The organism is Pseudomonas sp. NLJ1 (assembly GCF_049486705.1).
Lineage (GTDB): Bacteria > Pseudomonadota > Gammaproteobacteria > Pseudomonadales > Pseudomonadaceae > Aquipseudomonas > Aquipseudomonas inefficax.
The window spans coordinates 2940001-2952549 of sequence record NZ_CP137735.1 but is presented as its reverse complement, the minus strand read 5'-3'; the positions used below and the strand labels follow the sequence as shown (position 1 = coordinate 2952549).

Here is a 12549-nt window from a genome sequence, read left to right as displayed (position 1 = left end):
CAGCACCGTTGAAAGCCAGGGTGAGCCAGCCTGAACGGCGGAACACCCACCCCACCTACCCAAGGATGAAGAGAGCGCCGCGTGGAATCCGAAGTCAGTCGAGTCCAACTCAGCCACGATCCACGCAGTCAGCATGACGATCCCCTGCTGGATAGTCTGTTGAGCCTGTGTGTCCTGCATCAGAAGCCCGCCAGCCGGGTCATGCTGACTACCGGCCTACCGCTGCCGGCCCAGCGCCTGAGCCCCGAGCTGCTGCCCCGCGCCGCCGCCAGGGCCGGCCTGCAGGGGCGCCTGCTGCAGCGTAAGCTGGAGCAGATCCCGAGCATCGCCATGCCAGCCATGTTGCTGCTCAAGGAAGGCCGCAGCGCCGTCCTGCTGGGCTGGGAGAACGAAGACACCGCACGCCTGCTGCTCAGCGAGAGCGATGGTGGCGAGGTGCATGTCAGCCGCGAAGCCCTGCAGAGCGATTACAGTGGCCGGGTATTCTTTGCCCAGCCGCAGCACAAGTTCGACGTCAACCACGGCAACCTCATCCCCCGGGCCAAGTCGTGGTTCCGCGATACCTTGCTGCGCAGCAAATGGCTGTATATCGACGCCATTGCTGCCAGCCTGGTGATCAACCTGATCGCCCTGGCCGCGCCACTGTTCGTGATGAACGTATATGACCGGGTGGTACCAAACCAGGCCACCTCGACCCTCTGGGTCCTGGCCATCGGCATCGCCGGCGCCTACATCTTCGACCTGATCCTCAAGGGCCTGCGCGGCTTGTGCCTGGACCTGGCTGGCAAGAAGACCGACCTGATCATTTCGGCAACGCTGTTCGAACGTATCGTCGGCATGTCGATGAAGTACCGCCCAGCCAGAGTCGGCAGCTTCGCCCAGAACATTCACGAGTTCCAGGGCCTGCGTGATTTCCTCGCCTCGCTGACCCTGACCAGCCTGATCGACTTGCCGTTCACCGTCCTGATCCTGATCGTCATTGCTGTCATCGGCGGGCACCTGGTGTGGATCCCGATCATCGCCTTCCCGCTGGCCCTGGGCATCGGTTACGCACTGCAAAGGCCACTGATGGCGACCATGGAGCGGACCATGGCCCTGGCCTCGGAGCGCCAGTCCAGCCTGATCGAGACCCTTGCCGGCCTGGATGCGGTAAAGGTCAACAATGCCGAAAGCGAACGCCAGTACATGTGGGAGCAGACACTCGGCACCCTCAGCCGCCTGGAACTGCGGGTGAAGGTGCTGTCGAGCCTGGCAATGAACATCACCCTGCTGATCCAGCAACTGGCAGGCGTGGCAATGATCTGCGTTGGCGTGTACCTGATCATCGACGGCAACCTGAGCATGGGCGGCCTGGTGGCGTGCTACATGCTCAGCGGTCGCGCCCTCGGCCCGCTGGGCCAGCTCAACGGGCTGCTCGCTCGCTATCAGCAAGCCAAGGTGACCATGGTCTCCACCGATCACATGATGGAACTGCCGCAAGAGCGCAACTTCGAAGAACGCCCGCTGAGCCGCAAGGTGCTACAGGGCAGCGTAGAGTTCCGCGGGGTCGATTTCACCTACCCGAACCAACAGAACCAGGCGCTGAAGAACATCAACCTCACCATCCGCCCCGGCGAGAAAGTGGGCATTATCGGTCGCAGCGGCTCGGGCAAGAGCTCGCTGGCCAAGCTCATCGTCGGCCTGTACGAGGCCGATGGCGGCTCGCTGCTGGTCGATGGCGTGGACATTCGCCAGATCGACGTCAGCGAGCTGCGCCACAACATCGGCTACGTGCCTCAGGACATCCAGCTGCTGGCCGGTACCCTGCGCGATAACCTGGTAAGCGGGGCCCGCTACATCGAGGATGAGCTGATTCTGCAGGCTGCCGAACTGGCAGGCGTGCACGAGTTCGCCCGGTTGCACCCGGACGGCTACGAGCTGCAGGTGGGTGAGCGTGGGCAGAACCTGTCCGGCGGCCAGCGACAGAACGTCGCCCTGGGCCGTGCACTGTTGCTCAACCCGCAGATTCTGCTGCTGGACGAACCGACCAGCGCCATGGACAACACCGGCGAAGAACGCCTCAAGCAACGGCTGCAGGCGGTAGTGGAAAGCAAGACGATGCTGCTGGTCACGCACCGTGCCTCGCTGCTGTCACTGGTGGACCGACTGATCGTGATCGATCGCGGGCAGATTGTCGCCGACGGCCCGAAAGCCGCGGTCATGGATGCGCTGAAGAAGGGGCAGATCAGTGTTGCATAAGCTGGATGTAGGGCAATTCAAGGACGGCCTGCGGCGTTATTTCAAAGGTTCCGATTCATTGGGTGGCCAGCCGCTGCCAGAGGTCAACAAGGCCCTGATCGAGGATGCGCCACGAGTCGTGCGGCTGACCATCTGGGGCGTGATCCTGTTCTTCGTGTTCTTGATCGTGTGGGCCAGCGTCGCGCCCATCGACGAAGTTACGCGGGGTGAAGGCAAGGCCATTCCGTCGTCCAAGGTGCAGAAGATCCAGAACCTGGAGGGCGGTATCGTCGCCGAGATCTTCGCCAAGGAAGGGCAGATCGTCGAAGTGGGCCAGCCATTGCTGCGCCTGGATGAAACCCGCTTCGCCTCCAACGTGGGTGAAACCGAGGCCGACCGCCTGGCCATGGCCTTGCGCGTCGAGCGCCTGAGTGCCGAAGTGGGTGACACCCCGTTGAAGATTGATGAGGAACTGCGCAAAGCCGCGCCAAGCCAGGCAGCAAACGAAGAATCGCTGTATCAGAGCCGGCGCCAGCAACTGCAGGACGAAATTGGTGGCTTGCAACAACAGCTGGTCCAGCGCCAGCAGGAACTGCGTGAGTTCAGCTCGAAGCGCGCCCAGTACGCCAACAGCCTGCAATTGTTGCGCAAGGAGATCAGCATGTCCGAGCCCCTGGTGGCCACCGGCGCGATCTCCCAGGTTGAGGTGCTGCGCCTGCGCCGTGCCGAAGTGGAGAACCGCGGTCAGCTGGATTCCACGGCGCTGGCCATCCCGCGTGCCGAGGCGGCCATTCGCGAGGTGCAAAGCAAGATCGAAGAGACCCGTGGCAAATTCCGCAGCGAAGCACTGACCCAACTGAACGAAGCGCGCACCGAGCTGAGCAAGGCCACGGCGACCAGCAAGGCGCTGGATGATCGCGTGCACCGGACCATGGTCACTTCGCCGGTACGCGGTATCGTCAAGCAGCTGTTGGTGAACACCATTGGCGGGGTGATCCAGCCCGGCAGCGACATCATAGAAATCGTGCCGCTGGACGACTCACTGGTCATCGAGGCGAAGATCCTGCCCAAGGACATCGCCTTCCTCCACCCGGGGCAAGAGGCGACGGTCAAGTTCACGGCCTATGACTACACCATCTACGGTGGGCTGAAGGCCAAGCTGGAGCAGATCGGTGCCGATACCATCACCGATGAAGACAAGAAGACCACCTACTACCTGATCAAGCTGCGCACCGACCGCAGCCACCTGGGCACTGACGAGAAGCCACTGCTGATCATTCCGGGGATGGTGGCGACGGTCGATATCATGACCGGCAAGAAAACCATCATGAGCTACCTGCTCAAGCCGATCATGAAAGCGCGTTCGGAAGCGTTGCGCGAGCGTTGATCGCCATCCCTACCGTGATCGCGGCAGGAGCGGCCTCGTGTCGCGAAAGGGCTGCACAGCAGCCCCAGCGATTTATGCATATTTGCTGAAATCCTGGGGCCGCTGTGCGGCCCTTTCGCGACACAAGGCCGCTCCTACAAGGGACTGCATACCTCGTCGATACTTGCAAGTTGTCAGCGCCAGGGGGCAGGCTCACCAACCAACTGCCCCTGAATCCCGCCCACACCCATTTCCCTCAACACCAACCGCTCACCTTCCGTCTCGACCCGCTCGGCAATCAGCGGCAGATCGATGCTGTGTGCGGCGCGCTGGATCGCTTCGATGAACAGCCGCTTGTGCTGCTCCTGGTCAATGTTGCGGATGTAGCTGCCATCGATTTTCAGGTACGCCAGGCCCAGGTGCGCCAGGTTGCCGATCATGCTGAAACGCCCACCAAAGCGTTGCAGCGCCAGGCCGAAGCCAAGCGCGTGCAGGCGCCGGGTGAGTTGCTCCAGGGCCGCCTGCTCAGGCAACTGTTCCTCGCCAATTTCGAAAACCAGCCTAGGGCCGAGGGCCGTGTTCTGGCCCAGTAGCTCGAAGACACGCTGAAGGGCCTTGGGATCGGCCAGGGTGGCGGCGGACAGGTTCAGTGCCAGCACCTGATCATGCCCTCGAAGGTGCGCCAGCACCTTCTCCAACACCAGCACATCAAGCCGCGGCATCCACCCGAAGCGCTCCAGCCAGGGCAGGAAGCGGCCTGCCGGCAGCGCCTCGCCCTGGCCATCCTGCAAACGCGAAATCACTTTGTGATGCAGTACCCGTTGCGCAGAGGCGCAATCCACCACTGGCTGGAAGAACAGTTCGAAATGCCCGTTGTTGAACGCCTGGTCCAGCCGCTCGTGCCAGACATGCTGGCTATCCGCAGCAACTGCTGCCACACCTTGTTCAAGGCACACCCAGCCCGGCGTTGGCTGGTTCTCGGCGCGGGCCAGCGCCTCGTCGGCAAGCTTCAGCAATGCCTGTGGTGAATCACCGGGACTGAACGGCGCCAGGCCGATACAAGCCACCGGGTCGATATCACTGGCACCCGTTTCGTGCAGGCTGTGCAGTGTTGCTTCCAAGGCCTGGGCAAGCTGCACCGCCTCTTCATGCACCATGCCCGGCGCCAGCACGGCGAACTCGCCCCCGCGGCTGCGGGAAATCAGGTCGTTGGTCTCCGGGTAGCTGGCACAGGTGCGACGCAACTGCTCACCCACGGCCTGCAATAACTGGTCGGTGCGCTGGCCGCCAAGGCGGGCGTTCAATCCTGCCAGCCCCTGGACCCGCAACAACAGCAGGTACCCAGCACGCGCTTCTTCCAGGTTGCTCACCCGGGTGTTCAGCTGCATCTCGAAATAACGGCGGTTGGACAGCCCGGTCAGGCTGTCCTGGTAGGACTCGGTACGTAGCCGCTCACTGCGCTCGGCCTGCTCGGTGAACAATGCCATGAGCTTCTCTACCATCTGGTTCATCGCCTGCACTACCCGACGCAGCTCCGGCGTGCGGGGCAACTCGGGCAGGCTGAGGAACTCGCGGCGGGCAATGGCGTGGGACTGCTCGACCATGTAGTCCAGCGGCCGCAACTGGCGACGCAGGAGCAAGGCGCCGAGTACCGCACTGGCCGCGCCACACAACAGCAGCCAACCCAGGCTGCCCAAGGCGCTTTGCCAGAGTTTGGCAACAGCGAACATCGGGTGGCTGATCACTTCAACGCGTGCGGCCTGCTGCCAGCCGCGGCTGACGATGGCATCGCCACCGGCGGCTTCCAGGCCGATCAGGTGCACGAACCAGCGCGGCACACCGCCGGGGTCCGGCTCGGCGTGGCGCTCCACCAGCACAGCATTGGAGCCCAGGTCGACAACCTTGATGCTCGAGTAGTAACCACTGTCGAAGATCGAACTGACCATCAGCTCGACCATCGCCGGGTCATCGATATTCGGCGTCAGCGACAGCGCCAGCGCTGTCGCCGCATCCTGGGCGTGCGAGCGCAACTGGTTGACGTACTGGCTGCGCGAGCTTTCCAGGCTGACCATGAAACTGCCACTGAAGGCGACTACCAGGAACAGGCAAATGGCCAACAGCAATTGTTTGAACAGTGACATCTGTGCTCCTTCAGTAAACCGGCTCGGCCGGGAACCCTTCGGCCTGCATTTTCTTCAGCAAATCCTGCCAGCGAGACAGCCGCTTGGTATCGCCGACCTTCTTGTTGCCTGCGGCGCCTGTCAGCCACAAACCCTCACCATTGAAGGCGTATACCGGCAGCAGGTCGGTACGCTGGCTGGCCGGCTTGATGGCATCCATCAGGCTGTCGAGCACCAATGGCTGTGCCTGTGGGCTTGAATAATAGGTCAGGACCATGTGTGCCCGGTTCTGTCGCAGCGCCTTGACGTAGGTGATGCGCAGCTTTTCGCTGGGGATGCCCATGCGCCGCAGGCTGAAATACTTGGCGATGGCGTAGTCTTCGCAGTCCCCTGCGCCCTTGATCAGTGCCTGCACCGGCGTGGCCCAATAATCGACCTCGCGCCACAGGTCGATATCCTCGACATAGCGCAATTGCTGGTTGAAGAAGCGGTTGACCACCTGCAGCCGCTCAAGCTCCGTACCCTGCTTCTGTGTTGCCATCAGGTTCTGCCAGGCATCGATACGGCCTTGCCCGGCACCCAAGGGGCCATACAGGGCCTGCGACTTGCGGCTGATCTGGGAAAAGTCCCAATCCGCGTGCAAGCCGCCCAGCAGCAGGCTGCCCAACAGCGCAGCAAGGCCGACACGTTGCACAACGGTTTTGAGCATCCAGGATATCGCCACTGCGTAGCCCTGTTCAGGCCAGTCGAAAGCAGCGATGGTGCGGCTTGCCAGGGCAAAAAACAATGGCACCCTGCAATCATGCACCCGCCGGTCAGTCGACCTACACTTTCTGGTTATAACCTTCTATAGGTCGCTTCCTTTGCCCGGCGACTTCATCCACCATAGCCGCGCTTTGGGGCGCCTGTTCCATCACAAGTACAGGTTTGACACCCCGAAGAGCTGTTACTAGTGTCATTGGATCCAACTTTAGTCATCGTTGAGGCAGGCGTCGCGTGGCCGAGAAAATCAAATTGAGCAATGTGCTGGCCAGCGAGCAGCTGTTGCCGCACCAGGCCCGTGGCGTGATTGAAGAACGCCTGCGCAGCGCCATTCTTGATGGCCGCTTGCCCCCAGGTACTGCCATACGCCAGCAAGAGCTCGCTACCTTGTTCGGTGTCAGCCGCATGCCCGTTCGTGAAGCCCTGCGCCAGCTCGAAGCGCAATCGCTGCTGAAGGTTGAGATGCACAAGGGCGCGGTTGTTGCGCCGTTGATCGGCGAGGACGCGGTGGACACCTATGCCCTGCGCGTATTGCTCGAGACCGAGGCGCTGCGCCAGTCCATTCCGTTGCTCGATGCCAACGACATCGCCAGCGCGCGCGGGTATATCCAGCAACTGGAAAACGAAACCCGTCACGCTGAAATCGGCCGCCTCAATCGCCTGTTCCACATGTCGCTGTACAACAAAGCGCCGAACAAGAAGCTGCTGCGCCTGATCGAGGACGAACTGAACGAGGAAGAGCGCTTCCTGCGGTTTCATCTTTCGTCCATGGGCCTGGGCAAGCTCACCCAGGATGATCACAACGCACTGGCGGATGCCGCTGGCGACAAGCTGGTGGATGAAGCGGTAACGGTGCTGGAACGGCACCTGAATAACGCATCGCGGGTAATCCGCAAGTACCTGGATACTCAACTGCGCCGCTAGCAAGTAGTGATTGCATCATGGGCGGTCGGATGGGTTGCAAATTGATCGGCACTTGTCAACAATGAGACTAATTATCATTCATGTCCATTGGTGGCAGCGCCCTCCCCATGCCCAGCAACGATTCCGTGCAAACGCTCTACAGTGACCACCACGGCTGGTTGCATGCCTGGCTACGCAGCAAGCTGGGCAACGCCGCCGATGCCGCAGACCTGGCCCAGGATACCTTCGTGCGCCTGCTGCAGCGTCGCGAACACTTGCAGCTGAACACTCCTCGGGCTTTCCTGCGAACTGTTGCGCGTGGGTTGGTGATCGATCACTGGCGGCGCGAGGAACTGCACAAGGCCTACCTCGAGGCACTTGCCCAGGTGCCGGAAGCACAGGCCCCCTCGGCCGAAACCCGTGAGCTGCTGCTGGAATTGCTGGAGCGCATCGCGCGCATGCTCGACGGCCTCAAGCCCAAAGTACGCCGCGCATTCCTGCTGGCCCAATGCGAGGGGCTAAAGCACCAGGCCATTGCCGACCAGATGGGGATCTCGGTACGTACCGTGGAGCGCTACATTGCCGACGCGCTCTACCATTGCTACCTGCTGCGTTACGCCGACGAGTGCTGACGCGATGACCGCCGCACAGCCTGGCGCAACAGCGGTAAAGCAGGCCATTCAGTGGATGCTGAGGCTGCGCGAGAGCGGGCATGACCCTGCCCTGCAGCAAGAGTGCAGGCAATGGCGCACAGCCCACCACCAACACGAACAGGCCTGGCAACGGGTGACTCACCTGCATCAGGACCTCGACCTGCGTGCCGTCCCTGGCGCCGGGCTGGCTTTGCAGACCCTGGAAACCAGCCAGCGCCGCCTGTACCGTCGGCAGGCACTGAAGCTGCTTGGCGGCGCTGCCATGGTGGGGACGGCGGCATGGGTGGGAAAAGACCTTGATACGGTCAACGCCTGGACATCGGACTACGCCACCGGCACGGGCGAACGACGCAGCTTTACGCTTCCCGATGGTTCGCTGATGCAACTCAATACCCGCAGTGCCGTCGACCTGGTCTTCAATAACCAGCAGCGCATGGTCCGCCTGAAGCAAGGGGAATTGATGATTGCCTGCAACCCGCAGCGTTCCTTGCTTGTAGAAACTCGAGACGCGTTACTGGAAGGGTTCGAAGGGCGCTTTGTGGTACGCCAGGACAGCGACTGCACGCAGGTCAGTGTCAGCCATGGCAGAGTGGCGATACACCGGCCTGGCCAGTTGCAATGGATCGAAAGCGGCCAGAACTGGCGCCTGGATGCGCTAGGTACACACCGACTAGAGCAGGTGGCGATGGATGCGATGGCCTGGACCGAGGGCCTGATCGTCACCCGGGACATGCGCCTGCTCGACTTCCTCGCGCAGGTCAGCCGTTATCGCCACGGTTACCTGGGCTGCAGCGACGACATTGCCGATTTACGCCTGTCCGGTGTATTCCGCCTCGAAGACCCGGAGCAACTGCTGCAGCTGCTGCCACGGACGCTGCCCATTCGGCTTCGCCAACGTACACGCTGGTGGGTTCGCGTGGAGGGGCTGGCCTGAACTGAAGGCGGCTATTGCGTTCAGGGCCGCTTCGCGCCGCAACAACTTTTTTGACGGGTTTTGAATGCCGGTCCGGCTAGGAGAGTAAGCGACACCTCCTGCCCTCACACCTCAACGGACCCCTCATGCCTACCGACTCCGCGCACACATTTAACGCGAATGATTTTCGACCTGTCTTGCAATCAGCGCCACTGCGCAAAGCAGTCCGTGCTGCCCTGTTCGGCACCGCGTTGGGCCTGACAGCCGCACCGCAACTTTCCATGGCAGCTGAAACGGCCCAGGTGAGCCACTACTATGCGATCCCGGCCGGCCAACTGGATGACGTGCTCAACCAGTTCGCCCGAAAGGCTGGCATTACCTTGTCCAGTACACCTCAGCTCACCCAAGGCTTGCAGTCGAACGGCCTGCAGGGGCAGTACCCAACCGATCAGGCACTGCGCCAGTTGCTCAATGGCAGCGGCCTGGAAGCCGTCAGTCAGGATGGCCGCAGCTACGTGCTGCAGGCACAACCCCAGGGCGCTGCATTGTCATTGCCAGACACCGATGTCCGTAGCTTCACCCTTGGCAATGCGTTGGGCAGCATGGAGGGTTACAACGCTACCCACAGCCAGGTTGCGACCAAGACCAGCATGCCACTGGTAGAGACATCGCAATCGGTCTCGGTGGTCACCCGTCAGCAGATGGACGACCAAGGCTCCCAAACCGTCGCCCAAGCCATGCGCTACACACCGGGGGTGCTGACCAACCCCTACGGTGCGACCCATCGTTATGACTATGTGGCCATGCGTGGTTTCAACGACGGTTCGGTAGACAACATCTACGTCGACGGGCTCAAGTCGATGGGCGATAACGGAACCTACAGCACCATGCAGGTGGACCCGTACTTCCTTGAGCGCATCGATATTCTCAAGGGACCGTCTTCGGTACTGTACGGCCGTAGCTCCCCAGGAGGCCTGGTGGCACTGACTACCAAGAAGCCGCTGTTTACCCCCTACCATCAAGTCCAGGCTACCCTAGGTACACAGGGCCAACGTGGCACGGGTTTCGACTTCAGCGGCCCTTTGGATGACGACAAGCGTATCGCTTATCGCCTGACAGGCCTGGCGGATGCTTCCGACACGCAGTTCGACCACAACAAGGAAGAACGCTACGCCATCGCGCCGGCCGTCAGTATCGACTTCAACGAAGACACCTCGCTGACCCTGCAGGCCTACCTGCAACACGATCCAAACGGCGGCTACCACGGCGGTAACCCTGCAGACGGCATGCTGCACAAGCGCAACGGCTTGCGTCTGTCGGACCACTTCTTCGAAGGCGAGCCAGGTATCGACAACTACGAGCGCACCCAACAATCCTTCAGCTACCAGTTCGAGCATCGCTTGAACGATGTGTTCACTGCGCGACAGAACTTCCGCTACCAGGATTCTGACGTGTCGATGGACCAGGTGTATTCCGCCGGTTGGGCGGACGCCAACAGCAATATCCTCAACCGCGCCTATACCGGCGGCGACGAACGCCTGCATTCGTACATCATCGACAACATGCTGCAGGCCGAATTCTTCACCGGGGCCGCCAAACATACCCTGCTGCTGGGCGCCGACTACCAGCGACGCAAGGCCGACGTGGCCTGGCGTTATGGCACAGTCGACCCGCTGGATGCCGGCAACCCGCAGTACGGCAATGGCAACCTTCAGGTACTTGGCGAGAACCGCTACCAGCGGCGCCTGCAGCAAACGGGCGTTTACCTGCAGGACCTGGTGGAGCTGGACCAATGGCGCTTCTCGTTGGGGCTGCGCCAGGACTGGGTGAAGGTGTCCGAGGAGAATCGCGACAGCAACACAAAGATCAGTGACCAGCGCTCCAGGTTCACTACCCGCGCGGGTGTGCTCTATCTGTTCGAGAACGGTATTGCGCCCTATGCCAGCTACTCGGAGTCGTTCAACCCCAATACCGTATCCGACCAGCAAGGCCGCCCTCTGGCACCGACCGAGGGCACTCAATGGGAGGCTGGTATCAAGTATCAGCCGCCGGGTAGCGACAACCTGTTCACCGCATCGGTGTTCCGCATCGAGCAGGAGAACCTGGCCTCGAAGCAGCCTGACGAGGACTTCTATCGCCCTGTAGGGCAAGTGCGCTCACAAGGGCTAGAGCTGGAGGCCCATGTGCAGCTGACCGATAGCCTGAAACTGCTTGGCGGCTATACCTTTACCGATATCGAGTACGCAAAGTCGATGCCCAGCCTGGTGTCGGCCAGTCTTGATAACAAGGGCAATTCACCAACCCAGGCACCGAAACAGATGTTCTCGCTTTGGGCTGACTACAACTTCCACCAGGGGGCACTGGATGGCCTGCGCTTGGGCGGTGGGGTGCGGTACGTGGGGTACAGCTGGGTGGATGCGGAAAACAGCATGAAGGTACCTTCCTATACCTTGTTCGACGCCTCGATCGGCTATGACCTGGGCAAGGTCGGCCTCCGGGGGATGGATGTGCGCCTGAACGCCAACAACCTTACCAATGAAAGCTACATCGCCTCTTGTGCAAGCCTGAACTACTGCTACATGGGTGAAGAGCGCAATGTCAGCGCTACGGTCAGCTATCAGTTCTGAGTCTATGGCGGCCGCTGCGCTTCCGATCGCGACACAAGGCCGCTCCTACACGGGAAGCGCGCTCGCCTGATGCCCCACCGGAAAAGACAAAGCCCCTGTCTGCATCGCAGACAGGGGCTTTGGATTTGAATCTTGACGATGACCTACTCTCACATGGGGAAACCCCACACTACCATCGGCGATGCATCGTTTCACTGCTGAGTTCGGGATGGGATCAGGTGGTTCCAATGCTCTATGGTCGTCAAGAAATTCTGTGTGCTGGACCGTCCCTCGGACGTGCCTGCAAATCTCTGTAGTTCCTACTTAAAGACAAAACCCCTACCTGCGTGCGCAGATAGGGGTTTTGCGAAATGAATCTTGACGATGACCTACTCTCACATGGGGAAACCCCACACTACCATCGGCGATGCATCGTTTCACTGCTGAGTTCGGGATGGGATCAGGTGGTTCCAATGCTCTATGGTCGTCAAGAAATTCTGTTGCCAGAATGTCCAGATGGACAGCCCAGCGAATTCGGATATGCGATATCTGTGGTGCTTTTGTGAGCAGTGCGAACTTTCGGTTCGTTTCGTCTTCACCACGGCAATCTGCGTCAGCAAATTGCTTGGGTGTTATATGGTCAAGCCTCACGGGCAATTAGTATTGGTTAGCTCAACGCCTCACAGCGCTTACACACCCAACCTATCAACGTCGTAGTCTTCGACGGCCCTTTAGGGGATTCAAGATCCCAGTGAGATCTCATCTTGAGGCAAGTTTCCCGCTTAGATGCTTTCAGCGGTTATCTCTTCCGAACATAGCTACCCGGCAATGCCACTGGCGTGACAACCGGAACACCAGAGGTTCGTCCACTCCGGTCCTCTCGTACTAGGAGCAGCCCCTCTCAAATCTCAAACGTCCACGGCAGATAGGGACCGAACTGTCTCACGACGTTCTAAACCCAGCTCGCGTACCACTTTAAATGGCGAACAGCCATACCCTTGGGACCGGC

At 60.8% G+C, this 12549-nt stretch carries 8 protein-coding genes and 3 rRNA genes (1 of these 11 only partly in view); 6 read left to right on the top strand and 5 right to left on the bottom strand.

The window, feature by feature from the left end:
- Window positions 1-81 precede the first annotated feature (81 nt).
- Window positions 82-2238: a type I secretion system permease/ATPase gene (locus tag R9B85_RS13270; protein ID WP_133969874.1), complete on the top strand. Its 2157-nt coding sequence runs from the start codon at window positions 82-84 to the stop codon at window positions 2236-2238.
- Window positions 2228-3604, top strand: a complete 1377-nt coding sequence (locus tag R9B85_RS13265; protein ID WP_112251644.1) for an HlyD family type I secretion periplasmic adaptor subunit — start codon at window positions 2228-2230, stop codon at window positions 3602-3604. The genes R9B85_RS13270 and R9B85_RS13265 overlap by 11 nt, the downstream gene beginning before the upstream one ends.
- Window positions 3605-3777: 173 nt before the next feature.
- On the opposite strand, the gene lapD is transcribed toward R9B85_RS13265, so the two are convergent.
- Both lapD and lapG read right to left on the bottom strand, forming a co-directional pair.
- Window positions 3778-5724 (bottom strand): cyclic di-GMP receptor LapD, encoded by a 1947-nt coding sequence (lapD, locus tag R9B85_RS13260; protein ID WP_423770283.1) that lies wholly within the window; start codon window positions 5722-5724, stop codon window positions 3778-3780.
- Between the two features lie 10 nt (window positions 5725-5734).
- Complete coding sequence (gene lapG, locus R9B85_RS13255) at window positions 5735-6496, bottom strand: cysteine protease LapG (RefSeq protein ID WP_181457321.1); 762 nt, start codon at window positions 6494-6496, stop codon at window positions 5735-5737.
- A gap of 203 nt (window positions 6497-6699) precedes the next feature.
- Between lapG and R9B85_RS13250 the strand changes: the two genes are divergently transcribed.
- From R9B85_RS13250 to R9B85_RS13235, 4 genes are all read left to right on the top strand, one after another.
- Window positions 6700-7389, top strand: coding sequence for a GntR family transcriptional regulator (locus R9B85_RS13250; protein WP_112251646.1), 690 nt, complete (start codon window positions 6700-6702; stop codon window positions 7387-7389).
- 107 nt (window positions 7390-7496) lie between these two features.
- A complete protein-coding gene (locus R9B85_RS13245) occupies window positions 7497-8000 on the top strand; it encodes a sigma-70 family RNA polymerase sigma factor (protein ID WP_112251649.1) in 504 nt (167 codons plus the stop codon).
- A 4-nt stretch (window positions 8001-8004) separates the two neighbouring features.
- Window positions 8005-8955 (top strand): FecR domain-containing protein, encoded by a 951-nt coding sequence (locus R9B85_RS13240; RefSeq protein WP_207877657.1) that lies wholly within the window; start codon window positions 8005-8007, stop codon window positions 8953-8955.
- Window positions 8956-9146: 191 nt separating this feature from the next.
- A complete protein-coding gene (locus tag R9B85_RS13235; RefSeq protein WP_423771064.1) occupies window positions 9147-11561 on the top strand; it encodes a TonB-dependent siderophore receptor in 2415 nt (804 codons plus the stop codon).
- Window positions 11562-11691: 130 nt separating this feature from the next.
- On the opposite strand, the gene rrf (R9B85_RS13230) is transcribed toward R9B85_RS13235, so the two are convergent.
- From rrf (R9B85_RS13230) to R9B85_RS13220, 3 genes are all read right to left on the bottom strand, one after another.
- A 5S ribosomal RNA gene (gene rrf, locus R9B85_RS13230) occupies window positions 11692-11807 on the bottom strand.
- A gap of 109 nt (window positions 11808-11916) precedes the next feature.
- Window positions 11917-12032 (bottom strand): 5S ribosomal RNA (gene rrf / locus R9B85_RS13225).
- A 144-nt stretch (window positions 12033-12176) separates the two neighbouring features.
- Window positions 12177-12549 (bottom strand): 23S ribosomal RNA (locus R9B85_RS13220); it runs 2519 nt beyond the window's last position.

Coding starts and splice junctions, on each gene's coding strand:
- R9B85_RS13240 (WP_207877657.1), top strand. CDS start 8,005: ATGACCGCCGCACAGCCTGGCGCAACAGCGGTAAAGCAGGCCATTCAG.
- lapD (WP_423770283.1), bottom strand. CDS start 5,724: ATGTCACTGTTCAAACAATTGCTGTTGGCCATTTGCCTGTTCCTGGTA.
- R9B85_RS13245 (WP_112251649.1), top strand. CDS start 7,497: ATGCCCAGCAACGATTCCGTGCAAACGCTCTACAGTGACCACCACGGC.